This is a genomic window from Planococcus sp. CPCC 101016 (genome assembly GCF_007859295.1).
Taxonomy (GTDB): Bacteria; Bacillota; Bacilli; order Bacillales_A; family Planococcaceae; genus Planococcus.
Window position 1 is genome coordinate 1,706,371 of sequence record NZ_VOHB01000002.1, and the last position, 24,434, is coordinate 1,730,804.

The window sequence follows — 24,434 nt, forward strand, 5'->3', positions numbered from 1 at the left end:
GTTTCTGCTTTTTTCTATTGTTTTATTCTGAATCAATTTGGATAACATTTGCTGCTTGTGGACCACGGTTGCCATCAATAATATCGAATGATACGATTTTGCCTTCAGTCAAGGTTCGAAACCCATCGCCCTGGATACCTGTAAAATGGACAAATACATCATCACCATCATTATACTCAATAAATCCGTAACCTTTTTCTGAGTTAAACCATTTCACTGTTCCCTGGTGCATGCGAGTTCCCCCTATTATTGAGTATGCCATGGACCTATAGACGCCATGTTATGGATGGCTATACTATACATGAAGCCTATGAAAACGTCAATAATCGTTGGGAATACAGGCATTATGGTGCAACTTCAGGTTATAATAGAAGAAACAAGCGTTAGGAGCGGAAGCATGGAAAAGGAAAAAATCAGGCAATGCAGGAATGAAGTCCAGAAAATTTATGAATCTTTCGATGCCAGCCATGATTGGCAGCATATTGAGCGGGTCATGAAGAATGCACAAGCGATTTTGAAAAACGAGTCTGCTGACGCGTTTATTGTCGAGCTGGCGGTGCTTTTGCACGATGTTTCAGACCCGAAATACAAAAAACCCGGTGAAGACTTGGAACAGGACATATTGAACCGCCTTGGACTTCCGGACGAACAGCTAAGACAGATTCAGAAAGTCATCGAGTCCGTATCTTTCAAAGGCGGCAACGGAAAACCGGCAGAAAGCATCGAAGCAAAAGTCGTGCAGGACGCTGACCGCTTGGACGCTATTGGAGCGATCGGCATAGCGCGTGCATTTGCATACGGAGGAGCCAAAGGACGAAAATTGTATGATTGGAACGAACAAGCGCGTACCGAGATGACCGAACAGCAATACCGGGAAGCGCCTACTAGCAGCGTCACGCATTTCTATGAAAAGCTTTTATTGTTGAAAAATCAGATGACAACGGAAACAGGTAAGCAGATGGCTGAAGATCGCCATGAATTTATGCTATCCTTCTTAGAGCAACTACAAACAGAAATGGATGGGAATAAATGAGCCACTTAAATATTACAAAATTAACGAAAACAGTTGGAGCCAAAACACTATTCAAGGATGTCGAATTTTCATTGTATCCAGGAGAACGTGCCGGACTGATTGGTGTCAATGGAACAGGGAAATCAACTTTGATGTCCATTTTAGCAGGTACAATGGACGCAGACAAAGTGGTTATGGACCACCCGAAAAAATACCGAATCACTTACTTGATGCAGGAGCCTGAATTCGATGAGTCCTTAACAGTACTTGAAACGGTATTCTCAGGAGAATCACCAATACTTGCTTTGAACCGTGCTTATGAAAATGCCTTGAAAAACATGATGGTTGATTCAAGCTCAACCCAATTGCAAGATGAATTGATGGACATCCAGGAAAAAATGGAGCAGGAGAACGCGTGGGATATCAACGCCTTGGCGAAAACGGCTCTGTCGAAACTGGGAATCGATATGTACGATCAGCAGATCAGTGAATTGTCAGGCGGCCAGCGCAAGCGTGTCGCACTTGCGAAAGCCCTGATCGAACCAGCGGATCTGATTTTACTGGATGAGCCGACCAACCACCTGGACGCCGTTTCAACGGAATGGCTGCAGGAAACATTATTGCGCATGGGTTCAGCTATGCTATTCGTAACGCATGACCGCTACTTTTTGGATGCCGTTTCAACGCATATTTTCGAGATTGCGGACCAGACGATGTATACGCATAAAGGGAATTACGGTGACTATCTAGAGAACAAAGCGATACGCGATGAAATGAACGCTTCATCACAGCAAAAGCTCGAAAATCGTTTCCGTTCAGAATTGAAATGGATACGCCGCGGGGCAAAAGCGCGTTCGACTAAACAAAAAGCGCGGATCCAGCGCTTTGATGAAATCAAAGAAAATGTTCAAAAGGAAAACGACAATACTTCACTCGAACTGTCGATGCAAAGCCAACGTTTAGGCAAGAAAATTATCGAGGGCAAAAATATGGGTGTTGCTTATGGCGACAAGCAGATTTTTAGCGGCTTTGATTTTCTTTTGCAGGGCGGCGACCGTATTGGAATCGTCGGACCAAATGGCGCCGGAAAGTCAACATTGATGAAAATGCTGGCTGGTGAACTGGAACCGACTACAGGCAAGATGGAATACGGCAGTACCGTGAAAATTGCTCACTTTACGCAGCATTTACCGGAAATGGATGAATCTCAGCGAATGATCGAATACATTCAAGAAACGTCGAGTGATTTCGAAGCCGAGAAAGGTGTGCGTCTATCAGCGACTCAAATGCTCGAGCGCTTCCTGTTCCCATCAAATGGTCACGGCACTCAAATTGGCAAGTTATCAGGCGGCGAACGGAAACGTCTGTATTTGCTGAAGCTTCTGATGGAGCAGCCAAATATCCTGTTTCTGGATGAGCCGACCAATGACTTAGACATTCAGACACTTTCAGTCCTGGAAGATTTTCTGGAAAACTTCCCGGGCGTTGTCATCACAATTTCGCATGATCGCTTTTTCCTCGATCGCATCGCGCGCAAATTGTGGACAACAGGAACCGGCCGAATTGAAGAATATCAAGGATTGTACTCTGAATTCATTAAAGAGAAAAACAATCCGGTCGTTCTCGCCGAGCAAGAACTGGTGGAAACACCGGCGGCTGAGCCCGTAACCGTAAAGACTAAAAAGAAAATGAGCTACAAGGAACAATTGGAATATGACGGCATCCTTGATAAGATTGCCGAAACGGAAGTGAAAATTGAAGCAGCTGAAGAAAAAATGGCTTCCGCTGGTGCTGATTATGATAAATTGCAGAAACTGACAGAAGAAGTTAATGGGCTGACAGCGGAGTATGATACGCTGATCGAGCGCTGGACTGAGCTTCAGGAAATTGCAGAATCATAAGCTATAAATTGCAGGAGGGATTTTTTGTGAAAATCATAACGATTGAACCGACACCGAGCCCGAATACGATGAAAGTGATCATCGATCAGGAATTGCCGTTTGGCAAAAGCCATAACTACCATAAAGACAATTTAGAAGATGCGCCGAAGGAAGTCCGGGAGCTTTTGGAAATTGAAGGTGTGAAAGGCGTTTACCACGTCGCTGATTTTTTGGCAGTCGAGCGCATTTCAAAATTTGATTGGGAAGCAATTCTGGCGCAAGTACGAAATGTTTTTGGTGAAGATCGGGAGCATACAAGTGAAGAAATTGAATTGGATGAGCATTACGGTGAGGTCTATGTCCATGTGCAGGAATTCAAAGGAATTCCACTCCAAGTTAAAGTCTTCGATAATAACTCTGAAGAACGTTTTGGCATGCCGGAGCGCTTTGTAACAGCGATGAAGCTTGTGATGGATCCTACAGAAGAAAATTACTTGCTGCAGCGCAAATGGGCTGATTACGGCGTTCGTTACGGCGACAAAGGCGAGATCGGCAAAAGCATGGTAGAGGAAATCGAAGCTGCTTATCCGCAGGAACGTTTGGATAACTTGACTACCAAGGAAGATACCGAACACACCGAAGTGGCATCACGTGACCGCAGAATTACAGCGGACGAATTCGCTGCGCCAGACTGGGAGACTCGTTTCCAGCTGCTTGATCAAATGATGGAAGCGGATATTGACGATCTGCCATTGCTGTCGCTCGCATTGGATGATGAAAAGATGTCCATCCGCCGCCAAGCTGCTATATTTCTTGGAGACATTAAAGACAAAGCAGTGGTTCCTTATGTCGAACGTGCCATGAAAGATAAAAGCTGGGCTGTACGTAGAACTGCCGGGGATACGATCAGTGATCTTGGATTTGAGGAATTTGAACCGATCATGATTGAGACCTTAGGCGACAAAAATAAACTGGTTCGCTGGAGAGCTGCGATGTTCCTTTATGAAACTGGAACAGAAGCGGCATTGCCAGCTTTAAAGCAAACAGAAAATGATCCCGAATTTGAAGTGAAGCTGCAGATCAAAATGGCAATTGCCCGTATTGAACAAGGCGAAGATGCTAAAGGTTCGGTTTGGAAACAAATGACCGAAGCGCGTCAAGCGATGAAAGAAGACTAACAATGAAGGCCGGTGACTAAGAAGTCGCCGGCCTTTTTCTGCTTTAATTTCAATTTGGCCGCAATAAAATGTTTCCATTCGCCCATTAAGAGGTAAAGTGCTCCTAACCAATATAAAATAGGGAGTCACAATTTACTGGGAGGAATTAAAATGGCAAACAGTGTTTATTCGATGGAAATTTTATATAGCGGAAAGTATGAATCATGGGAATTTAAAGATCGTCAAAAACGCGATGCTTTTTATAAGAAAGTAACGAATCAATTTAAAGATCAGAAAGTAACGGAAGAGGAAGATGCTATTGACGATACCCAAATCGTTCAACTTTCCTCTAATAATCTAACAATCAAGGATGATGGGAAATACGACCAGGATACGTCTTACGAATGGTTCGAATATGACATCTTCAGCCAAATGCTCGATTTTATCAATAAAGAATACGACAAGTTGGAATAACGCTTTCATTAGCTAAAGGAGAGTGGAAGAAGATGAGACTCACCAAAGAACAGTTAGAAATTATTGCGAAAACTTTGAATGATAAAGGGGTTAGTAAGGTTTGTGCGGCATGTGGAAAGAAAGATCCTGTTATCGTAGATGAGCTTTTGTTCCTCGGCAAGTCAACTTCGGGGAAATTTCCATTAATCGTCACTGGCTGTGGCCATTGCGGATTGACACAAAGTTTCGCGGTGAACAGATTGGTACCGGGACTATTCGATAATGTAGCAGTCGACAAAGAAAAATGAAATTGACATCCTTAAAGCTGCCCAAATCGGGTAGCTTTTTTATTGCTAGGAATGTGTGGTGTGAATGTAGATAGTGTCATAAATATAGGATAATATAGGTATTTAAAATCACTTTATACATCAAAAGATATGAATTTATCAAGATTAATAAAAATTATTAAAAAATATTAGGTCCTTGTATACGTTTGTTGTTATTAAATTTATGCTATCTTGTTAGTATATACATAGGAGGGTTTCAGGTGAATCTTACAGTCAATGGGATAGTATTAAGTGAAAAAAGAAGTTCGCTGATCATCAGTGAACTTATAAGAGAAGCGGTAGCAGAACATGCACAAGGTGTGGAAGAGTATTTAAAGGATTACAAGGTAGAAGAAGTCGGAAGCTCCATCATTCTTCGCCCGCCATCAGCTGAAGGCATTCAAATTTCGCTATTCAAGTCATCCTGAGGGATGGCTTTTTATAATTGACTGATAGTAAAAGAAAAAACCTCCTGTATGAGGAGGTTCGAAAGTTAAGTGGAATGGATCTTATTAAATAGACTTTCTGCCGCTTCATCAATAGAGGTATGGTGTTCGATAGCGTGACTTTCGCTTGTTGTGATTTCTAGAATGAACGTATCTTTTATACATGTGACTGTAAGCGTATCTTTACTGTCTTTTATAGAAAACGTATGGGTAATTTGAGACGTGTTAAAATGACAGGTTATCAATAGAAGTTCCTTAATATAATGCAAATTCATAGAATCGCTCTCTTTCAACGTTAGACTTAGCAATTTCACTTAAGAGTGAATCCGAGGCGAGGTTCATGAAAGGTGCTATATTTCACTGTTTTGAAGATCATAAAATCCTGAACTAATAGGGGGAAAGGGCAGCATGATTCATTTTTAGGGGAATTGACCAAGTGAAGCTTTAGTGAATCTTTTAATCTCTTCCGTGCCTCACTATAACACAAGGAAGAAATCCATGTACCAAATGTAAAAATAGCTGAAAAATAAGCTGCAGTTAAAAGAGGAAGCCCTTTGTTTATTTGTTTGCAATTCCGTGTTAGCGAGTAGTTGTAATGCTTCTTTCCAAAGTTTCTCTTTTGTTGTATATTGGTAAAAGAAAAGAGTGATACTATGGGCAGTGCAGTGTTTCCGGCAAAAAAGAAAAAAATAGAAGCGATGATCAATAAATATGGACAAGATATGACTTGGCATACGTTCAAAATTAATTTTAAAAACGACTATCCAGAGGATTGGGAGTTGATTACTTCTGCTTTTGAAAGTTATCAACGAAATACCAAAAGAGGCAAAAATCATCCGATGCCCCATCCGGATAAATACCTTAAGAATTTGTATACTAGCATTTCAAAAGATAAATAATGAAAAGGGTGTCCAAGGGGCACTCTTTTTCTTATTTAGTAGAAACTTATTCATGTCTTAACACGACTAATACTAAATAATGCAGATCGATGAAAATTAAAAAACATTGATAAGACGATTTTGGATCTTTTATTCGACGAGATTGCTGATTAGCAAAAGAGGAGGAATAATTATGTTCATGATCTTAAATGCAGCTGTCATTTCACTCTGGATTATATCGCTGTTGGCGTTTGGAACAAGTTATATTCGTTACTTAAAGGAAGAACAGGCTTACGAAAAAAGCCAAAGGGCCGATTCCAAATAGCTGAGTTATCTAAAGAGACACTCGGGTTTGATCGTCTTTCCGCAATTGCAAAAGCCCCTATCCGTAATTCTACGAGCCGAGAATAAGCAGCGGCTTCTTAAAATTACGAATAGGGGATTTTTGACTAGTTGGTGTAACAAGAGATTTTTCCAACTAGATTCAGAGCTTGCTATACAAATGATTAATCGTTCTTGGTATGAATAAAATCGTATTTCATATGATAGTCACTACGAGTTGAACGATAAGGTACAAACTAAAATCTTTTAACAAAGCAAGTCTCTTCTTTCTTCTGCTTTTTCCCCATCATACATCTTCCTGTCTTTATGAGTGTGTGTCGAATAGTTTATGAGCCAAAACTCTATTGATTCCTTTCTATATATATGACCCTAGGAAAGGAATTCCTGAAATTCTCTTTAAAAAATCGTACTGACCGACAAAAAATCTAAATCGGCATACTATGAAATTTGAAGCTATCTAGGTTACACTGAAATAGACAAGATCTTATACTATGTACAATGTCTAACCACTATTAAACGAAAGAAGGCGAAAGCATGAACGCATATGATGAGTACATGAAAGGCATAGTTGTGCCTATGCGCCAGGAATTGACCGGCGCGGGATTTAAAGAGTTGCTGACGGCGGAAGAAGTCAATGAACATATGAGCAGTTCTGAAGGGACCAGTTTAGTGGTCATCAACTCTGTTTGTGGCTGTGCTGCAGGATTGGCGCGTCCGGCAGTCATCGAAGCGCTTCAAACAGTTGAAACAAAACCTGAGCATTTGGTTACAGTATTTGCAGGCCAGGACAAAGAAGCAACTGCCCAGATGCGCAATTATTTTGAAGAAGTTCCACCATCGTCGCCATCTATTGCAATATTGAAGGACGGGGAGCTGGCACACTTTATTCCGCGGGAGCAGATCGAAGGCTATCCGATGGAACAGATCCGTGACCATTTGGCGCAAGTTCTTGAACAGGTGTCTGCTCAGTGAAAACGGTAGTCACTACAGCGTACCGGCCTACTTCATTTACTTTGGAGTGGGCTGCTCGCGTTTCAGCAGACCTGGGAATCTTGCAAGTCGAGCGCAATAAACGATCCATCGAGAGAATGCATGCGGATGAAGAAGCACATCTCCTAGTCTGTTTGAAGGAGCGGCTCGAGTTTTATCCATGGGGTAAGAACGAGCCGTTCTTTTTTCATCCAAATTCTGCGGCTTTTCGAACAAAAAGGCCGATTGAGCAGGACCCACTGATTGATATTTCTGGATTGGAAGCTGGCGACTCATTTTTGGATTGCACATTGGGGCTGGCGTCTGATGCGATTGTGGTTTCCCAGTGGGTCGGAGAAAAAGGACAGGTATACGGATGCGAAAGCCGTCCAGTTCTTGCCTATGTTGTTGGACAGGGCTTACAGCAGTACAAGGGCATGTCTCATTTAACAGAGGCTATGCAGCGCATCCAAGTTGTTTCTTCAAATGCTGTGTCATTTCTGCAGCAAATGGAATCTGATTCTATCGATGTCGTATACATGGACCCGATGTTTACTGAAGAAATATCAGAAGCCGCCAACTTTACTCCACTGCGGGGTCCAGCTGATCAAGGACAATTGACGGAGCTGTGGGTAAAAGAGGCAAAGCGTGTGGCACGAAAAAAAATTGTTTTAAAAGCACATTTCCGTTCTCAGGATTTTGAGCGTTTTGGTTTTATCCGTCGTGTGCGGCCTAATACAAAATTTCATTTTGGTGTCATTTCCTGCTGAACATAAAAATAAGCAATAAAAAAACTTTCTGTCATCCAGAAAGTTTTTTTATTGCTTATTAGTCTGTAAATGAAAGTGAAGTCAAGTATACAAGCATAAACAGGAGACCCAGTCCGATCAATAATGATGCATCCACGAAAATTCCTCCTTTTCAAAAAAAACAAGGCGTTGTTAATGACTTTATTGTACAATGAATTTCAAGAAGATGAAACCTTTACCAATGAAAATCGTATAAATAAGCAAACGCGTTACTAAAATGTTCATAAATGAAAAGGTGATGTTAATGAAAAATTGGTGGCAGAAGTCGCTGATGATTACAGTTGCCGTATTGACATTGGGCGCAATCTCCCCGAACCATCTAATCTGGGAGTCCCTTTTGGACGAAAAAGGCCAACCGAAATCACATGCAGCGGAAAGTGATAACAAACAATATATATATGATTGGATCGACCCGAGCGAATTTTACGACAATGGCGAATCTATTATTCACTCGGTCCATAAGTCTGCCGAGGAACAGGCTTACTTAAAATTCGGTTCCCGGATTGGACCTGTGATTCAAGACGAATTCCAAACGATGATACTACCAAATATACAACGGGCTATTGACGTTCATTTGGCAGGTCTAGATACCGGCAAATTGAACAAATTGGCCATATCTGAAAAACCATCAGGCGATTATTCGGAAAAGATTTTTCATGTTTACGACACGGAAACAAATAAAGACGAAATTCGTTTCCACGTTAGAACGGAGAAAAAGCCCCAAGTTGGCTATTCTTTTAATTTTCATTATCATTTGGCTGAAGACGATTTCCAAAAGCACATTACCTTGGGCGATATTTACTGGTCCAAAAATACGCCGCCAAAATGGCTCTCTTAAACCGCTCACTTTGTGACGGTTTTTTGTTTGGATTTTTTTGATTTTACTATTATTCAGTTCAGAGATGTCGTTAATAGCGAGTTTTTGTTATGATTAGAAATAACAATGGAGGCGATTTACATGAAGCAATATTTAGATTTATGCGAACATATTTTACATAATGGAGCGACAAAAGAAGACCGGACCGGTACAGGGACCTTAAGTGTTTTCGGCCATCAAATGCGATTTGATCTAAATGAAGGATTTCCATTGATGACGACTAAAAAAACAGCGTTCCGACTGATTGTTTCGGAACTTTTATGGTTTATCAAAGGGGACACCAATGTCCGTGCTTTACTAGAAGACAATAATCACATTTGGGACGAATGGGCATTTGCCCAATGGGTGGAAAGCGATGAATACACAGGACCGGATATGTCCGATTTTGGTCGCCGAGCCCAAAAGGATCCAAATTTTGCAGAAGACTATAAAAAGCAAATGCAAATATTCCAGCAAAAAGTATTAGAGAATCCTGTTTTTGCAGGGAAATATGGAGACCTTGGCCCAGTTTATGGCAAGCAATGGCGGTCTTGGGCAACAACAGAAGGTGGAACCATCGACCAACTGAAAAATGTTATTGAATCGATCAAGACAAATCCCGATTCCCGCCGCCATCTGGTCACTGCCTGGAATCCCGAATTTATTGATGACATGGCTTTGCCGCCTTGCCATATCATGTTCCAGTTCTATGTGGCGAACGGCAAACTTTCATGTCAGCTCTACCAGCGCAGCGCCGATGTATTTTTAGGTGTACCGTTCAATATCGCTTCATATGCTTTATTGACGCATCTTATTGCCCGCGAATGCAATTTGCAAGTCGGCGATTTTGTGCACACCACAGGTGATACGCATCTGTATTCAAACCACCTGTCTCAGGTACAAGAACAATTAACCCGCGAACCAAAACCATTGCCAACATTGAAAATCAATGACAGCGTCGAATCGATTTTTGATTTGAATCTAGAAGATATCACGATTGAAGGGTACGATCCGCATCCGCGGATCAAAGCCCCTGTAGCTGTATAACTGGTGATACCGCCTGGAAAAACTTCTTCAACTTGAGCAAAATTAAAATTCCCGCCATTGAGCGGGATAGGAGGAAAATGCATGATTTCATTAATGGTAGCGCATGATCCTAACCGGGTCATCGGAAAAGACAACGAATTGCCTTGGCATATTCCAGCCGATTTGGCTTATTTTAAAGAACATACAATTGGAAAAGGCATCGTCATGGGGCGCAACACTTTTGAATCCATCGGCCGTCCGCTTCCAAAACGCCGTAATATCGTTGTCACACGCAACGATGATTACCAAGCAGAAGGTGTGGATGTGGTCCATAACCTTCAAGATGCTGTAAAATTAGCGAAAGAAGTTCATGAAGAAGTAATGGTAATCGGCGGCGAACAGATTTTCAACTCAGTTTTGGACGAGGCAGATCGATTGTATATCACACTGGTTCATCAAGCTTTTGAAGGAGACACATATTTCCCGGCATACGGCCGTGAATGGAAACTCGTTTCGGAGTCGGAACAACAAATTTCAAATGAAGTGCCTTTTTCGTACCTAGTATACGAACGGCGCAAAAAGAAATAAACCATGTTTAACTCGATTCGGACATTTTCATTTCTTTTCGGCTATTTGCCGCTCAGTGCAGTGAATCTGAAAAAAATTATTAAGCAGAAACCTCAGTTGAGTGTTCAAGAGTATGATCAATTAATTCATACCGAGCCTCAGAAATGGGCTGCAGGCATCATGAAGCGGACAGGCAGCAGCGTGACCATCGATGGGTTGGAAAAATTGCCTGATGGGCCGGTCCTATTTGTCAGCAATCACGAAGGGAATTTTGATATACCGGTCCTCTTGTCTTCAATTCCGAAGCCCTTCGGCTTTATATCAAAAAAAGAAGTGAAGAAGTTTCCTATTATTCCGATGTATATGGAACAGATGAATTGTGTCTTTTTAGACCGTACCGATCGGCGAAGCGCATTGAAATCCATCACAGATACGATAGAGAAATTGAAAGAAGGCCATTCCATCCTGATTTTCCCCGAAGGAACGAGAAGCAAGGGAGAAGAGATGGGAGAATTTAAATCGGGGTTTATGCGTATTGCGAAAGACGCTGGCGTACCCATCATTCCAATTGCTATTCAAGGAACTTCCGATATAATGGAAAAAAATAATAATAAAGTCTTGCCTGCAAGTGTGACGGTGCATCTTCTGGATCCTATCTCTTCTGAAATGATAGCGAGGCTTGATGCAAAAAAGGCAATCGAACTTGTACGGTCTCGAATTTCTGAAGCCCTTACAACTTTGCCTTCATCAATATCCACCGGCTAATGTCAGATTATAAGCGGCAAAGCAGCCGTATCATTTGTTTACTATCCTGTAATTACTTACACTAAGTGAAGAAGAAGGAAGTGATTTCATGTCTAAGATTCACATCGTTACGGATTCGACCGCTGATTTAAAGCCAGAGGTCATTGATAAATATGACTTGCATGTGGTACCACTGACGATACAAATCGGTGGAAAAACCTACCTGGATCGCGTGGATTTGGAACCTGAGTCTTTTCTTGAATTGATGAAAAATTCAAACGAAATGCCGAAAAGCTCACAGCCTGCTCCTGGCGTATTCAAAGAACTGTATGATAAGTTGGGAAAAGACGGAGATCAAATCCTTTCGATCCATATGACTGGAGGCATGAGCGGTACTGTTGAATCGGCAAAAGCCGCTGCTCAGCTAACTGATTCGGATGTCACTGTGATTGACTCACGGTATATTTCACATGCCTTGACATTCCAAGTGTTTGAAGCTGCGGACATGGCGAAAGCTGGGAAATCGATGGAAGAAATCGTCGAACGCGTCGAGCAGATTCGCCTTAACACGAAACTGTATGTTGTAGTGGATACACTTGATAATTTAGTTAAGGGCGGACGAATCGGAAAAGGTCGTGCCTTATTGGGTTCATTAATGAAAATTAAGCCAATTGCTTCGCTGGATGACGGAGAGTATACGCCAGTTGCGAAAGTCAGAAGCCATAAGCAAGTAGTGGAGTACCTCATGAACGATTTTATTGAACGAACAGCTGGAAAACTGGTCAAAGGCGTGGGCATTGCCCATGCCAATGGGCTTGCAATGGCTGAACCTTTACGTGAAAAAATCAAGGAAACGGGTTTTACAGATATTAAATTCGATTTTACAACACCAGTCATCTCCACTCATACGGGAATTGGAGCAATTGGTTTTATGTACTATACGGATTAAGTGAAACGGAAAGATCCACTTGAAAAAGGAGAGACAAAATTGAAACGCATCCTGTTAATTGTCATTTTGCTCATGGGTATAGTAGCGGGGTGCAGTCCAACTTTTATCTTTGGCATTGAAGAAGCGGAACCAAGAAACGAGCCAGCCGTAACCCCTTATACTGTGCCACCGAATTTCATTCCTCAAGCAGTGATCATCACCGCGCTTGGGGATTCCTTGTCTCAAGGAGTTGGAGATGTGGAAAATTTAGGAGGCTATACGGGAAGAGTGGCTGCTGAAATGCGAACGTGGCAAGGGATTGAAGGTGTCGCTATTGAAAATACCGCAAAACGCGGACGCCGCAGTGATCAACTGCTTGCTATGTTTCAGCAAGGGGAGCTGACCGGACCTGTAGCGGAAGCAGATTACCTAACCATGACGATTGGTGGAAATGACGTGATGCGGATCGTCAAACGCGATCTGTTTTCACTTAATATGCAAGCTTTTGCTGATGAACTGATTCTTTACGAAAATAGATTTGATAATATCTTCACGGCCATCCGGGACATTAATCCAAATGCACCTATGATTATTATGGGAATCTATAATCCTTTCTCGCTCATCACGGATGAAGTGGAGGAGTTTGATCAGATCATTGCCTCCTACAATGAAGCAATGCAAGAAAGAACTGAAGCAGATCCACAGGCCTGTTTTGTGCCTGTCAGTGATTTGTTCGCCGGCAATAAAAATTTGGTTTACCATTCTGACTTTTTCCATCCGAATAGCAAAGGCTATGACTTGATGACCAAGCGGATATTGAAAAGGATGGAAGAATGCGGATTGAGTTATGAAGAATAGGGGGTGTTGGCATAATGAAAAAATGGCGTTTCGCTTTCATTTTTCTGCTGGCGCTGAATCTCTTGGCGCTCGTGGGTGTTGCGCTTTATGTGACGACTCCACCAAAAGATTATACATCTTATCAGGCGCTGAAAAACACACCTGCAGCCGGCAATACGGTGGTCGTCAATACTACTAAAGCCGATTTTGAAGGAATTGCTAATACCTATATACAGGATGCCATGAAAGACCAGCCAATTCCTTTGGCGCTGTCGGTCAATGACGATGTCAGTATATCGACGGAACTTACTATTTTCTCCGTGACACTTCCAATTTTGATGAAATTTGAGCCTCTTGTTCAAGAAGACGGCAATTTATTGCTCGAACAAAAGTCTGTAGAAGTCGGCATGCTGGATATTCCTCCTGAATCTGCGTTAAAGTTGCTTAGAGATTCAGTTGAACTTCCAGAATTCATGGAAGTGATGCCTGCGGAAGAAGAGGTATTACTCAAGCTGACGGATATACCGTTGGATGATGGCATCTCAGTCCGGGCAGCATCATTCAACTTGCAAGAAGATGATATCCGATTACTGGTGACGATTGAACCATAAAGAACGGGGTGAGTGGATGAAGACGGAAAAAGCGACATTTGCAGGAGGCTGTTTTTGGTGCATGGTCAAGCCTTTCGATTCACTGGATGGCATTGAAGAAGTGGTGAGTGGGTACACAGGCGGCGATATGCCGAACCCTACTTATGAACAGGTTTGTTCGAACGCGACTGGCCATGTCGAGGCAGTTCAGATTACATTCCAGCCTGACATCTTTCCTTATGAAAAATTATTGGAAGTTTTCTGGATGCAAATAGACCCAACAGATGCAGGCGGCCAATTTTTTGACCGCGGTGAATCCTATCAGACAGCTATTTTTTATCATTCCGAAGAGCAGCGGGTGGCTGCAGAAAAGTCCAAGCAGGAGCTGGACAATTCAGGCAGATTCGATAAGCAGGTAGCTACGCCGATTATTGAGGCAAAACCATTTTACTTGGCAGAATCCTACCATCAGGATTATTATAAGAAAAACCCTGCCCATTACAACCGCTATTCAGTTGGTTCCGGGCGGACAGCGTTTATCGAAAAGAACTGGGGTGGACAATCATGAAAGAAGATTTGAAAGCAAAGTTAACACCAATGCAATATCATGTAACTCAAGAAAGCGGAACTGAACCGCCTTTCCAGGGAGAATACGATCAGCATTTTGAAGACGGCATCTATGTCGATATCGTCTCAGGAAAGCCGCTATTCAGCTCCAAAGATAAGTTCGACGCCCATTGTGGCTGGCCGAGTTTTGCAAAACCGATTGAAGGCTCTGAAGTAAAAGAAAATCTGGATACGAGCCATGGCATGAGAAGAACGGAAGTCCGTTCCTCAACAGCTGATTCCCATTTGGGGCATTTATTCCCGGATGGACCTTCTTCGCTCGGAGGCTTGCGCTATTGCATCAATTCGGCAGCACTTCGTTTCGTGCCTAAAGAGCAATTGGATGCGGAAGGCCTATCTGAATACAAGAAACTGTTTGAATAAAGGGTTGCCCGGACAACTGTCCGGGTTTTTTTTGCCTAAAATATGGAAGGAGACCTTCATGGAACGTTCATTTTATCAATTTGCATTGAAATACCGAGGGAAACTTGATGCCGATGACTATTCACGCTTTGCGGATGCGATGTTCTTAGACCATTCATTTCCAAAGACAGCATCTGATTTCGAGTGGCTTTCCAAATATGTCGAAGAAAAAGCTCATCCGGTCATGAAAGCATCTACTTTTGACGAAATGTGGGATGAATACATGGGGAGTTAAGGCTCTTCATTGCACTCTAAAGAAAAAAACAGTATGATTAAATCGACTATATTAAAGTGAGGTTTTTAGATGAGTGTTCATATCAATGCGAAAAAAGGCGATATCGCCGAAACGATTTTATTGCCAGGAGACCCGCTTCGTGCAAAATACATAGCGGAAACTTTCTTGGAAGATGTGACTTTGTACAATGAAGTCCGCAACATGTTCGGTTATACCGGTACATACAAAGGAAAACGCATCTCTGTTCAAGGAACAGGAATGGGTGTACCGTCAATTTCGATTTACGTAACTGAATTGATGCAGGAATACGATGTGAAGAAATTGATCCGCGTTGGAACTTGTGGTTCGATCCATAAGGACGTTAAAGTTCGCGATGTCATTTTGGCACAAAGCGCTTCTACCGATTCAAAAATGAATGAAATTATCTTCAAAGGCATCGATTACGCACCAACAGCAGATTTCGATTTATTGTTGAAAGCTTACAATGCCGGCCTTGAAAAAGGATTAAACCTGCGCGTAGGGAATGTCTTTACTGAAGATGTCTTCTATAATGAATTTGCAGAACATGAAAAGTGGGCGCAGTATGGAGTACTTGCTCTTGAAATGGAGTCTGCGGCTCTTTACACATTGGCAGCGAAATTTGGCCGTCAAGCCCTATCGATTTTAACGGTCAGCGATCACTTGCTGACTGGTGAAGTGACAACTTCAGAAGAACGTCAAACGACATTTAACGACATGATTGTCGTAGCTTTGGACGCAGCGATCCAAGAATAGAAAGAAAGCGAAAGAGTGGGCGCTAAAAGTTTGTAAGCGAATCTTTTGTCCTCTCGATAGCTTGAAAAAAGACTGTCTTGACAGTCTTTTTCTTTTAATGGTTTCCAGTTCTCAAGGTAATTATGAAAGTGGTGAAATAGATGGATGATAAACGTCCGGGGGAAGAGCATGAACAGATTCCGCCAACAGAAGAATCTCCGTCGCATATCATTAAGATGAAAACATTCTCTTTTATCATGCTTGTATTCCTTTTAATTATAGCGACGGCAGGTTTGACGGTATTTGCGCTGACATTTGGCGATGACAAAGCCGTGGAAGTCAATTCACCGGAACGGCGTGAATTTGAGAAACTTTATACCGCTTACGATCAAATACAGAACGAGTATTTCGAGGACGTTGACAGAAGCGTTCTTATTAACGGGGCCATCAACGGGATGGTTGATTCATTGGAAGATCCTTACTCTGATTATATGAATGAAGAGGAAGCTTCTCAATTCCTGGAAGGGATCTCGTCGAGTTTCCAGGGAATTGGCGCAGAAGTTCAGGAGCGTGGAGGATTCATAACCGTGGTTTCCCCAATCAAAAATTCACCAGCTGAAAAAGCGGGCGTAATGCCAAACGACCAGATTTTAGCGGTTGATGGAGAAAGTATTCAAGGATTTACGACGACTGAAGCCGTCATGCTGATTCGGGGTGAAAAAGGCACGGAAGTCACTTTGACCATTCAACGAGGCGAAAATGCAGATCCAATTGACATTACCATCGTCCGTGATGAAATACCGATCGAGACTGTTTATGCAGAAATGATCGGCGACAATGTTGCGCATATTCAAGTAACTAGCTTTTCTGAAAATACCTATCAGGAACTGCTGGATGCTATTGATGAAATGAAAGCTGAAGGAATGGAATCGCTTGTTATGGACGTTCGTCAAAACCCGGGCGGCCTGTTGGATGTAGCTCTTGATATTTCCAACCTCTTTATTGAAGAAGGAAAACCATTGTTTGAAGTACAGGCAAAAGGAGAAGAACCTGAGATTTACATGTCTTCACCGGGTACGAAAATCGATGTGCCGGTTACCATGCTGATTGATGGAGGAAGCGCCTCGGCGTCTGAAATTCTTGCTGGAGCTATGAATGAGTCTGCAGATATTAAGTTGATCGGTGAGAAAACATTCGGCAAAGGTACTGTGCAGACAGCTAATGACCTTCAAGACGGCTCCAACTTGAAATTTACTACAGCTAAATGGCTTACGCCGGATGGCAATTGGATTCATGAAAAAGGAATCGAACCGGATGTAGCAGTAGCGTATCCGGAATATGCTTCTCTTCCGGTCCTGGATTCTTCTATAGAGCTTCAAGACGGCTCTATTTCAGATCAGGTAGAAATAGCTGAGCAAATGCTAGAAGCGCTCGGTTATGAAGTCGGAGAAGTGGATGGCGTATTTGAAGAACAAATGACAGAAGCAGTCGAAACGTTCCAGGAAGAAAACGATTTGGAAGTGACTGGCGTTCTGACTGGAGACAGTACATTTGCAGTGATGGATGCCCTGCGTGAGAAAATCGAAAACGATGATCCACAATTGCAGGAAGCTAAAAAATTGCTGTTGGATGGTTCTGCTAATACAGCTGAAGCAACAGAAGACGAAGAAGAAACTGAAGAATAATTCCAAAGGTCCGCTTAGGCGGGCCTTTTCTTAAGTATTTGCAGAAAGGATGAGTTGATGAAAGACGTATATTTGTTCAGTGGATTTTTAGGAAGCGGAAAAACAACGCTGTTGAAGGGCATGATCAGCCAAATGAAAAACCAAGGCTTGAAACCAGCAGTCTTCATGAATGAACTTGGCAAAATGAACATGGATTCGGATTCAGTGGAAGATGGAATACCATTAAAGGAAATTTTGGACGGCTGCATCTGCTGCACCGGATCTGAAAAATCTGAAGCACAAATCCAAACCTTATTGGCAGAAGAAGATTTTGATGTATTGCTGATCGAAACAACAGGCGCTGCGCACCCAGTAGAAGCGCTGGATGCTATTTTTTCTCCCTTATTTGCCGACCGATTGAATTTCAAGGGAATTGTTACAGTAGCTGACAGTAAACGTTGGATGGACCGCAATAGTCTATCTCCCCAGATTCGCTCCCTGTTTCTGGAACAGATTCGCCATGCTGACTTGATACTGGCCAATAAAATGGATTTATTGACGGATGGAGAGCAGGGAACAGTGGTCTACGAAATTCAATCCTTGAATCCGAAAGCGCAGATTATCCAGACAGTGCATGCCAAAGTGCCGTTTTCGGCATTGGATAAATTGACGCCATCACCAACTGAAGATGTTGCCAAAGCGCCTGTTTCAAAATTGAATTTGAACGCCAAAGTGCTTCAGTTTGAAGCGCCAGTCCAGCGGGAAAAATTTGACGAGTGGCTGCGGGCGCTGCCTGATACAGTATTTCGTATTAAAGGCTACGTACCTCTTGAAGGCGACAAGTATCCACACGCCTTTCAGTTTGCATACGGGATGGCGCAGTGGCTTCCTGAGTATATTAAAATGCAGAACCAGATTGTCGTCATCGGAGAAGGACTGGAAGGAGTCGAGCTTCCATGATCGGGTCGTATCGGAAACTGTGGCCACAGCGTACAGCTGCAGAGCAGATAACTACACAAGAAGAGCTGGAAAAATATATGTTGATCGAGTTGAATGATGAGTTGACGCATCCGCGCGTCCGCAAAACCCGGCAGCAAAAACTGGAGCTGGCACTTGCTCGCATTGAGCAGTCGGATTTGACGGAATCGGAAAAAGAAGAACTGGCTGTTTTATACAGAAAGCTTGCGGCTCAATAAGTCTTGAATAAAAAAATAGCATGATAGAAAAAGCAGCCACAGATTTTTTCTGTGGCTGCTTTTTTGTTTCATTTGATATCTTGAATGCTAGGAGGTTGAGATGTAATTTTTTTTTGTATCGCCAACAAACGGATAGACAGGGTGATGGCGCCAGCTGTTAATCCGACGATCAATCCAATCCAATAGCCGAAGGCGCCAAAATCAGTAAAGTTCGCCAAAAGGTAGCCGGACGGAAGCCCAATGACCCAATAGGAAATCACGGCCATAACAAAGGTAATATTGACATCCTTGTAGCCGCGGAGCGCTCCTTGGACAGGAGCTTGAATGGCATCCGACAATTGGAACAAAGCTGCAAACAGCAGGAAGTGAACGGCCAGCTCGACTACTACGGGATCTGATGAATACAATGCAGCGATTTCGCTGCGCATAAAGAATAAGATGCAGGCGGATATGGAGCTTAGCGACACGGCGGTTCCAACACTGAGCCAGCTGTACTGCTTGGCGTCCCAGAAGCGCTTGGCGCCGACTTCGTAGCCGACCAGAATAGTGGCCCCCATAGAAATGCTGAGCGGCAGCATATAAAGTAGAGAAGCGAAATTTAAGGCGATTTGATGTGCTGCAATCGTAACGGTGCCATAGACGGCCAACATGAAGGTCACAGCTGAGAAAATGCTGGTTTCCACAAAGATCGATATGCCGATGGGGACACCGATTCGGCTGATTTCAGCCCAATGGGTCAGTGATAATTTTGGCCAGTTTCGGAAAATTCCATAGGCATTGAAAGGGCTTCTTGTATGGATAATCCATATGGAAATCGCAAGGATTAACCAATAAGTGATGGCCGATGCAAACCCGGCACCCGCTCCTCCAAGTTCAGGAAAACCGAAATTGCCGAAAATCAGTAAATAATTGAAAAGAACATTGATGGGCGCCGATAATAAGGTAATGACCATTGTAACCCGTGTAGCGCCAAGTGCATCGATATAGGAGCGCAATGCATTATAGACGAACAAGGGAATCAATCCAATGGACATTGCGAAAATATAGCGGCTGGCGACATCAGCAACCGCTGGTTCGAGGTCCATGAATGCCAGCAAAAACTCGATGCCGAAGTAGAAGAAGGCAAAGACAATTGCGGACAAAACAATTGCTAAATAAATCCCTTGCTGAACGGCTTGTTTTACCTGTTCTTTTTTCTTAGCTCCCATCAATTGTGCTACAATTGGAGTAATAGACATAAGGATACCCGCCAGGCCGATATAGACGGGAACCCAAAAGGAAGAACCGATGGAAACGCCGGCCAGATCTTCTGTTCCATAGCGCGCAGTCATGTAAATATCAAAAAACGTCACCAAATACATCGCTACTTGAGTAACGAGAATCGGAAACACAATTTTCACCAACAGCAATAATTTTTCTTTCGTGGTTCTTGTTTGGTGCATATTTCTTTCCTCCTGCAATCTATATAAGTTAAATTTAATTTTTTTGCTTTGCCCTAACTCTTTGGACATAATTCTCCGCAAGCAACCAGACAAAAGCGTCTGTTTTGCTGCTTTTCTCATCCCGCCAAAGCGTTGGCAAAGAAGATGCATGAGAAGTGATATATAGTATGTACACTTATTAATTTCAGCAAAACCAAGGCTTCGCTGAAAAGCGGAAAGGCTTGATAAGGGCTTATGGTCGCACTAATTTATGTGAAATATCATTAAGTAAAGATACTCAACAATAATTTACAGATAAAAACCAGTATAGCATAGAAACGCACTGAATTAAGAAATGCTTCTATGCAAAATTAATAGATGAGAGTAGGACAAGTAATGGACAACAAAACAATTTTATTAACCGGGGGCGGAACGGCAGGACATGTTTCCCTGAATCAAGCATTGATTCCAGAACTGAAAAACTTAGGCTTTACTGTAGAATACATTGGATCCAAAGACGGTATTGAGAACGAGTTGATCCGCGAATCGTTTCCTTCGGTACCTTATCATGCGATTTCCAGCGGTAAATTAAGACGCTATTTTTCTACTAAAAACTTCTCGGATCCATTCCGGGTAGGTGCAGGGCTGATGCAGTCGGTTAATATCATCCGAAAAACCAAACCTGTCGCAATTTTTTCGAAAGGTGGATTCGTATCTGTACCAGTCGCTATGGCTGGCCGCATGATGTCGATTCCCGTTATTATCCACGAGTCGGATGTGACACCTGGATTAGCTAATAAAATCGCTTTGCCTTTCGCTGACCATATCTTCACTGTATTCAAAGAAACTTTGGCGCATGTGCCAAGTGAAAAATCCACGTGTACAGGATCGCTTATCCGCAGCGAATTAATGGAAGGATCCGCAAAAAGAGGGCAGGAAATCTGCCGGTTTGATAATGCCCTCCCAGTCTTGATGATTATGGGCGGTAGCCAAGGTTCGGCAATGATTAACTCAGCCGTCCGCAATAATTTGGAACGATTGCTGGAACAATATAATATTATTCACTTATGTGGCAAAGGCAATACCATGCCGGAGCTGGATGCTTATCCAAATTATCGACAGTTTGAATATGTTACGCATGAATTGTCGCACTTGCTGCATATGACGGATTTTGTCGTCTCGCGTGCCGGCTCCAATTCAATATTTGAATTTTTGGCATTGAAAAAGCCGATGCTGCTGGTGCCATTGTCTATGCAAAAAAGTCGTGGCGATCAGATACTAAATGCGAATTTATTTAAAAAACAAGGCTTTGCCCACGTGGTAGAAGAGGAAGAGCTGTCTGCAGATCGATTTATGGAAGAGCTGGACCGATTACAGGCGGAGAAAGATCAATTGATAGAAACTATGACACAAGCTGAATCTCCGATTACCGCTGCTGAAATGGCTAAATTGGTGTCAGCCCATACAAAATAACTTTTAATTCTATATAAAGAGGTGACCGTAATGGAAATGACATTGATTAAAGTCCATGGCTCAATGAATACATTTTACATGTTTGAAACAGATGAACGCGATGATTTCGCGCAGTTGGCAATCCAATTATCGGCTTTAGACAAAGACATCGATGGCATTCTGGCGATTTTGCCTTCATCAGTTGCCCACGCAAAAATGCGTGTCTTTAATAATGATGGATCAGAAGCATCCATGTGTGGAAATGGCCTGCGCTGTGTTGCCCGTTATGTGTGTGAACGTGACGGTGTTCAGGAAGCTGTAGTCGAAACCATGAAAGCTTTGCTGCGTGTGAAACGGGAAGAGACATTGAACGAAGGCATTGAGACCTATGCGGTAGAAATCTCTCCTGTGTCCTTTTCCCTGAGCAGTTTACCGATGAGCTACGAAGGACATAAAGAGTGGATCCAAAAACCTTTGCCGTTTGTTTCAGAGGAAATTCCCTTTTCAGCGGTTGCTGTTCCAAACCCACATCTAATCGGGATCGTACCTCCAGTTTTGCAGAAGGATACAAGCCATCAACAAAAATGGGCAGAGTACTTTAATGGAGACAACGAATATTTTTCCGATGGAGTCAATGTCAGCTATGTAACGCCATTAGAAGAAGGGATATTTGTCCGTACTTTTGAACGAGGTGTCGGTTTTACCAATGCCTGCGGAACCGCAATGACTGCTTCTGCATTGGTCAGCTGCATGGCGGGACTCGTTCCTTACGGAGATGTTGCCGTTTATAACCCTGGAGGCATGGTGAAATGTTCGGTTGCCCGGAAAGGCGATGATATTCGCCTTCAGCTAACCGGCAACGCCACGTATTTGTCGACGCACAAATTCGATTGGACTGGTAATAAGGAAGAAAGCGGCATGCTGTCTTCAGAACCGTTGGATGAGCAGGATCGCTATGAACAATTTATTGAGCAAATTTCAACTTTCTCGAAACAATTTGTGTAATGGAAAGCGGTGAAATAGATGCCAATGCCTTTTACTATGGATCAGCTGGGACTCCTTTACGGAAAAGCTAAAGACCCGGTTTATTTTATGAAACAAAACGGCGACACCTTTGACTATGTATACGTCAATCCGGTGTGTTTTGCTGTGTTTAAAAAAGAACTGATTGGCACTGCATTGGAAGATAGTATGCCGCCAGATCTAACAAGGGAAATCAAAAAACAGTACCTTATTGCCTTGAAAACTGGAGAGAAGCATATCTACCGTGATTACAGCTTGTTCAGTGATCTAGATACAGCAATGGAAACCGAATTGACGCCAATCGAGTTTGAAGGGCAAAAATTTGTACTTGCTATCACGAAAAATGTTACAGCTCAAAAGAAAATTGAAGAGGATTATTTGTTTTACGAATCTTTGGTACAGAACTCGGTAGATCCGATGATCATGATTTCAGCGGAATACATGATCATTGATTTGAATCCAGCATATGAAAAAACATTCGGTGTGACCAAAGATGAGTGGGTGAATCGTTTTTACCGTGATTTGCCAGACAAGCAAAAACAACTGTTTAAGGCAGGGAAAAGCTTGTTGGAAAAATTTGAACCTGATTCGAGGAGTACTTCTGTCATCATGAAGCGGCAAAAGCAGGACGGGACAGAGGCGAAGTTTTCAGTCAGCTACTCACCGATCAATGAAAATGGAATCATTCGGGCATTTCATGTGGTTTTCAGGGAATTGACCAATGAACTGCTGTTGAAAAACGAGCTGAAAAAGACAGAGAATATTCTGGAGAGCTACAAGGATGCACTTAATTACGCAGCGCTTGTCGCAATCTGGAATCTGTCTGGTACCATAGAATTCGTTAATGATAATTTTAATGAATTGACAGGCTATAAGCCTGAGGAACTTATTGGCAGCAATATCTCTAACATAGGAAAAGCAGTCATTTCAACAGAGGAATACGAAAAGATTCGGGAAGTTATTTGGCAAGGAACCATATGGCGCGGCCAAGTAAAGAGCTTAAAGAAAAATGGTGAAAAATTCTGGGTTGATGCCACTATCATTCCGTTGATGGACGTGGATGGTGAAATTTATCAAGTCTTGTCGATTTTGTTTGATGTGACGGAACAAAAGCAATTGGAAGAGCAGTTGCACTTTATGGCATACCATGACAGTTTAACGAACTTGCCCAACCGCCGTTTAATGGTTAGGCAGTTTCAAATGATGAAAACGCAGGCCGAAACAAAAGGAGAACATATCGCTCTATTGTATATGGATGGAGATGACTTTAAATCAATCAATGATCAGTTTGGCCATGATGTCGGGGATGAGTTTATTTATCATTTTGGACAGGCCATCAAAAACAGTGTGCGCAAGCACGACATGGTTGCAAGAGTAGGCGGAGACGAGTTTCTCGTGGCGTTATGCGGCATTGTACCTGAAGAAAGTCAGTTGCACATTGAAAAAGTCATCAACCGCATCAACCAGACGCTTGTAGAGGGCTGGGAGATAGACGGCTACCGTTTCTCTCCGACATCATCAGCGGGGGTGTCTGTGTACCCTGTGCACGGCCATGATTTTGATGATTTAGTTAAAAAAGCGGATGCGGCTCTTTACCTGGCAAAAAGCAACGGAAAAGGAAAAAGCTATCTCTATACTGCCCCTTGAGCTTCAGGAACAAAGCAAATCAGAACAGCTGGATGAATGAAAGCGCTTTACATGTTGTTATGTGAATATTTTCACGAAAAGCCTTTGTTTTTTAACTTGGAAGTAGTAAGATTGATAGGGAATTTTAATCTTTTATTACCAAAACGCCTTCTGCTTTATGTCTAGTGGGATGCGTGATAAAATAGACGAGACAT

The 24,434-nt window shown here is 42.6% G+C and carries 29 protein-coding genes; 27 read left to right on the top strand and 2 right to left on the bottom strand.

Features of this window, described 5'->3' with window-relative positions; all coding sequences use genetic code 11:
• Positions 1–22 precede the first annotated feature (22 nt).
• Complete coding sequence (locus FQV26_RS08005; RefSeq protein ID WP_146556965.1) at positions 23–232, bottom strand: cold shock domain-containing protein; 210 nt, start codon at positions 230–232, stop codon at positions 23–25.
• A gap of 165 nt (positions 233–397) precedes the next feature.
• On the opposite strand from FQV26_RS08005, the gene FQV26_RS08010 reads away from it, so the two are divergent.
• The 24 genes from FQV26_RS08010 to FQV26_RS08120 all read left to right on the top strand — a co-directional run bounded on the left by FQV26_RS08010 (position 398) and on the right by FQV26_RS08120 (position 18,697).
• Positions 398–1,033 (top strand): HD domain-containing protein, encoded by a 636-nt coding sequence (locus tag FQV26_RS08010; protein WP_146556966.1) that lies wholly within the window; start codon positions 398–400, stop codon positions 1,031–1,033.
• Positions 1,030–2,913, top strand: coding sequence for an ABC-F family ATP-binding cassette domain-containing protein (locus FQV26_RS08015; RefSeq protein ID WP_146556967.1), 1,884 nt, complete (start codon positions 1,030–1,032; stop codon positions 2,911–2,913). The genes FQV26_RS08010 and FQV26_RS08015 overlap by 4 nt, the downstream gene beginning before the upstream one ends.
• 26 nt (positions 2,914–2,939) lie before the next feature.
• Positions 2,940–4,070: a conserved virulence factor C family protein gene (locus FQV26_RS08020; RefSeq protein ID WP_146556968.1), complete on the top strand. Its 1,131-nt coding sequence runs from the start codon at positions 2,940–2,942 to the stop codon at positions 4,068–4,070.
• Between the two features lie 150 nt (positions 4,071–4,220).
• Positions 4,221–4,523 (top strand): hypothetical protein, encoded by a 303-nt coding sequence (locus tag FQV26_RS08025; protein WP_146556969.1) that lies wholly within the window; start codon positions 4,221–4,223, stop codon positions 4,521–4,523.
• Positions 4,524–4,555: 32 nt separating this feature from the next.
• Positions 4,556–4,810, top strand: a complete 255-nt coding sequence (locus FQV26_RS08030) for a hypothetical protein (RefSeq protein ID WP_146556970.1) — start codon at positions 4,556–4,558, stop codon at positions 4,808–4,810.
• A gap of 239 nt (positions 4,811–5,049) precedes the next feature.
• Positions 5,050–5,256 carry a hypothetical protein gene (locus tag FQV26_RS08035; protein ID WP_146556971.1) on the top strand — a complete coding sequence of 69 codons (207 nt, stop codon included), beginning with the start codon at positions 5,050–5,052 and terminating at the stop codon, positions 5,254–5,256.
• 671 nt (positions 5,257–5,927) lie between these two features.
• Positions 5,928–6,173 (top strand): hypothetical protein, encoded by a 246-nt coding sequence (locus FQV26_RS08040; RefSeq protein WP_146556972.1) that lies wholly within the window; start codon positions 5,928–5,930, stop codon positions 6,171–6,173.
• A gap of 172 nt (positions 6,174–6,345) precedes the next feature.
• Positions 6,346–6,477 carry a hypothetical protein gene (locus tag FQV26_RS19000; protein WP_261384282.1) on the top strand — a complete coding sequence of 44 codons (132 nt, stop codon included), beginning with the start codon at positions 6,346–6,348 and terminating at the stop codon, positions 6,475–6,477.
• A 551-nt stretch (positions 6,478–7,028) separates the two neighbouring features.
• Positions 7,029–7,466 carry a BrxA/BrxB family bacilliredoxin gene (locus FQV26_RS08045; protein WP_146556973.1) on the top strand — a complete coding sequence of 146 codons (438 nt, stop codon included), beginning with the start codon at positions 7,029–7,031 and terminating at the stop codon, positions 7,464–7,466.
• Complete coding sequence (locus FQV26_RS08050; RefSeq protein ID WP_146556974.1) at positions 7,463–8,233, top strand: class I SAM-dependent methyltransferase; 771 nt, start codon at positions 7,463–7,465, stop codon at positions 8,231–8,233. The genes FQV26_RS08045 and FQV26_RS08050 overlap by 4 nt, the downstream gene beginning before the upstream one ends.
• A gap of 283 nt (positions 8,234–8,516) precedes the next feature.
• Positions 8,517–9,110: a YpjP family protein gene (locus FQV26_RS08055; protein WP_146556975.1), complete on the top strand. Its 594-nt coding sequence runs from the start codon at positions 8,517–8,519 to the stop codon at positions 9,108–9,110.
• Positions 9,111–9,230: 120 nt separating this feature from the next.
• Entirely contained in the window at positions 9,231–10,175 is a 945-nt protein-coding gene (locus FQV26_RS08060; RefSeq protein ID WP_146556976.1) for a thymidylate synthase, read from the top strand.
• A gap of 81 nt (positions 10,176–10,256) precedes the next feature.
• Positions 10,257–10,742: a dihydrofolate reductase gene (locus FQV26_RS08065; RefSeq protein ID WP_146556977.1), complete on the top strand. Its 486-nt coding sequence runs from the start codon at positions 10,257–10,259 to the stop codon at positions 10,740–10,742.
• A gap of 3 nt (positions 10,743–10,745) precedes the next feature.
• Positions 10,746–11,486, top strand: coding sequence for a lysophospholipid acyltransferase family protein (locus FQV26_RS08070; protein WP_146556978.1), 741 nt, complete (start codon positions 10,746–10,748; stop codon positions 11,484–11,486).
• An 88-nt stretch (positions 11,487–11,574) separates the two neighbouring features.
• On the top strand, positions 11,575–12,414 hold the full coding sequence (locus tag FQV26_RS08075; RefSeq protein ID WP_146556979.1) for a DegV family protein: 840 nt from the start codon (positions 11,575–11,577) through the stop codon (positions 12,412–12,414).
• 39 nt (positions 12,415–12,453) lie between these two features.
• A complete protein-coding gene (locus FQV26_RS08080) occupies positions 12,454–13,251 on the top strand; it encodes a GDSL-type esterase/lipase family protein (protein WP_146556980.1) in 798 nt (265 codons plus the stop codon).
• Between the two features lie 14 nt (positions 13,252–13,265).
• Entirely contained in the window at positions 13,266–13,841 is a 576-nt protein-coding gene (locus tag FQV26_RS08085) for a YpmS family protein (RefSeq protein ID WP_146556981.1), read from the top strand.
• 16 nt (positions 13,842–13,857) lie between these two features.
• Positions 13,858–14,388 carry a peptide-methionine (S)-S-oxide reductase MsrA gene (gene msrA / locus FQV26_RS08090; protein ID WP_146556982.1) on the top strand — a complete coding sequence of 177 codons (531 nt, stop codon included), beginning with the start codon at positions 13,858–13,860 and terminating at the stop codon, positions 14,386–14,388.
• Positions 14,385–14,810, top strand: a complete 426-nt coding sequence (msrB, locus tag FQV26_RS08095; protein WP_146556983.1) for a peptide-methionine (R)-S-oxide reductase MsrB — start codon at positions 14,385–14,387, stop codon at positions 14,808–14,810. Before msrA ends, msrB begins: the two co-directional genes overlap by 4 nt.
• 58 nt (positions 14,811–14,868) lie before the next feature.
• Complete coding sequence (locus FQV26_RS08100; protein WP_146556984.1) at positions 14,869–15,084, top strand: YozE family protein; 216 nt, start codon at positions 14,869–14,871, stop codon at positions 15,082–15,084.
• A 69-nt stretch (positions 15,085–15,153) separates the two neighbouring features.
• Positions 15,154–15,858, top strand: coding sequence for a purine-nucleoside phosphorylase (deoD, locus tag FQV26_RS08105; protein WP_146556985.1), 705 nt, complete (start codon positions 15,154–15,156; stop codon positions 15,856–15,858).
• 140 nt (positions 15,859–15,998) lie between these two features.
• Positions 15,999–17,522 carry a lmo1851 family serine protease gene (locus tag FQV26_RS08110; RefSeq protein ID WP_146556986.1) on the top strand — a complete coding sequence of 508 codons (1,524 nt, stop codon included), beginning with the start codon at positions 15,999–16,001 and terminating at the stop codon, positions 17,520–17,522.
• Between the two features lie 57 nt (positions 17,523–17,579).
• On the top strand, positions 17,580–18,461 hold the full coding sequence (locus tag FQV26_RS08115) for a CobW family GTP-binding protein (RefSeq protein ID WP_146556987.1): 882 nt from the start codon (positions 17,580–17,582) through the stop codon (positions 18,459–18,461).
• Entirely contained in the window at positions 18,458–18,697 is a 240-nt protein-coding gene (locus tag FQV26_RS08120) for a hypothetical protein (protein WP_146556988.1), read from the top strand. Before FQV26_RS08115 ends, FQV26_RS08120 begins: the two co-directional genes overlap by 4 nt.
• 68 nt (positions 18,698–18,765) lie before the next feature.
• Here FQV26_RS08120 and FQV26_RS08125 read toward each other — a convergent pair whose 3' ends face one another.
• Complete coding sequence (locus FQV26_RS08125) at positions 18,766–20,139, bottom strand: MATE family efflux transporter (RefSeq protein WP_146556989.1); 1,374 nt, start codon at positions 20,137–20,139, stop codon at positions 18,766–18,768.
• 375 nt (positions 20,140–20,514) lie between these two features.
• Between FQV26_RS08125 and FQV26_RS08130 the strand changes: the two genes are divergently transcribed.
• From FQV26_RS08130 to FQV26_RS08140, 3 genes are read left to right on the top strand one after another with little or no spacing between them, the layout of a single operon-like run.
• Positions 20,515–21,591 (top strand): undecaprenyldiphospho-muramoylpentapeptide beta-N-acetylglucosaminyltransferase, encoded by a 1,077-nt coding sequence (locus FQV26_RS08130; protein ID WP_146556990.1) that lies wholly within the window; start codon positions 20,515–20,517, stop codon positions 21,589–21,591.
• A 30-nt stretch (positions 21,592–21,621) separates the two neighbouring features.
• A complete protein-coding gene (dapF, locus tag FQV26_RS08135) occupies positions 21,622–22,575 on the top strand; it encodes a diaminopimelate epimerase (protein WP_146556991.1) in 954 nt (317 codons plus the stop codon).
• Between the two features lie 18 nt (positions 22,576–22,593).
• Entirely contained in the window at positions 22,594–24,240 is a 1,647-nt protein-coding gene (locus FQV26_RS08140; RefSeq protein WP_146556992.1) for a sensor domain-containing diguanylate cyclase, read from the top strand.
• Positions 24,241–24,434: the final 194 nt, after the last annotated feature.

Bases quoted from the DNA above. Each gene is read 5' to 3' on its own strand.
- FQV26_RS08005 (WP_146556965.1), bottom strand. From the start codon at position 232: ATGCACCAGGGAACAGTGAAATGGTTTAACTCAGAAAAAGGTTACGGA.
- FQV26_RS08010 (WP_146556966.1), top strand. From the start codon at position 398: ATGGAAAAGGAAAAAATCAGGCAATGCAGGAATGAAGTCCAGAAAATT.
- FQV26_RS08015 (WP_146556967.1), top strand. From the start codon at position 1,030: ATGAGCCACTTAAATATTACAAAATTAACGAAAACAGTTGGAGCCAAA.
- FQV26_RS08025 (WP_146556969.1), top strand. From the start codon at position 4,221: ATGGCAAACAGTGTTTATTCGATGGAAATTTTATATAGCGGAAAGTAT.
- FQV26_RS08030 (WP_146556970.1), top strand. From the start codon at position 4,556: ATGAGACTCACCAAAGAACAGTTAGAAATTATTGCGAAAACTTTGAAT.
- FQV26_RS08040 (WP_146556972.1), top strand. From the start codon at position 5,928: ATGGGCAGTGCAGTGTTTCCGGCAAAAAAGAAAAAAATAGAAGCGATG.
- FQV26_RS19000 (WP_261384282.1), top strand. From the start codon at position 6,346: ATGTTCATGATCTTAAATGCAGCTGTCATTTCACTCTGGATTATATCG.
- FQV26_RS08045 (WP_146556973.1), top strand. From the start codon at position 7,029: ATGAACGCATATGATGAGTACATGAAAGGCATAGTTGTGCCTATGCGC.
- FQV26_RS08055 (WP_146556975.1), top strand. From the start codon at position 8,517: ATGAAAAATTGGTGGCAGAAGTCGCTGATGATTACAGTTGCCGTATTG.
- FQV26_RS08060 (WP_146556976.1), top strand. From the start codon at position 9,231: ATGAAGCAATATTTAGATTTATGCGAACATATTTTACATAATGGAGCG.
- FQV26_RS08065 (WP_146556977.1), top strand. From the start codon at position 10,257: ATGATTTCATTAATGGTAGCGCATGATCCTAACCGGGTCATCGGAAAA.
- FQV26_RS08070 (WP_146556978.1), top strand. From the start codon at position 10,746: ATGTTTAACTCGATTCGGACATTTTCATTTCTTTTCGGCTATTTGCCG.
- FQV26_RS08075 (WP_146556979.1), top strand. From the start codon at position 11,575: ATGTCTAAGATTCACATCGTTACGGATTCGACCGCTGATTTAAAGCCA.
- FQV26_RS08085 (WP_146556981.1), top strand. From the start codon at position 13,266: ATGAAAAAATGGCGTTTCGCTTTCATTTTTCTGCTGGCGCTGAATCTC.
- msrA (WP_146556982.1), top strand. From the start codon at position 13,858: ATGAAGACGGAAAAAGCGACATTTGCAGGAGGCTGTTTTTGGTGCATG.
- msrB (WP_146556983.1), top strand. From the start codon at position 14,385: ATGAAAGAAGATTTGAAAGCAAAGTTAACACCAATGCAATATCATGTA.
- FQV26_RS08100 (WP_146556984.1), top strand. From the start codon at position 14,869: ATGGAACGTTCATTTTATCAATTTGCATTGAAATACCGAGGGAAACTT.
- deoD (WP_146556985.1), top strand. From the start codon at position 15,154: ATGAGTGTTCATATCAATGCGAAAAAAGGCGATATCGCCGAAACGATT.
- FQV26_RS08110 (WP_146556986.1), top strand. From the start codon at position 15,999: ATGGATGATAAACGTCCGGGGGAAGAGCATGAACAGATTCCGCCAACA.
- FQV26_RS08115 (WP_146556987.1), top strand. From the start codon at position 17,580: ATGAAAGACGTATATTTGTTCAGTGGATTTTTAGGAAGCGGAAAAACA.
- FQV26_RS08120 (WP_146556988.1), top strand. From the start codon at position 18,458: ATGATCGGGTCGTATCGGAAACTGTGGCCACAGCGTACAGCTGCAGAG.
- FQV26_RS08125 (WP_146556989.1), bottom strand. From the start codon at position 20,139: ATGCACCAAACAAGAACCACGAAAGAAAAATTATTGCTGTTGGTGAAA.
- FQV26_RS08130 (WP_146556990.1), top strand. From the start codon at position 20,515: ATGGACAACAAAACAATTTTATTAACCGGGGGCGGAACGGCAGGACAT.
- dapF (WP_146556991.1), top strand. From the start codon at position 21,622: ATGGAAATGACATTGATTAAAGTCCATGGCTCAATGAATACATTTTAC.
- FQV26_RS08140 (WP_146556992.1), top strand. From the start codon at position 22,594: ATGCCAATGCCTTTTACTATGGATCAGCTGGGACTCCTTTACGGAAAA.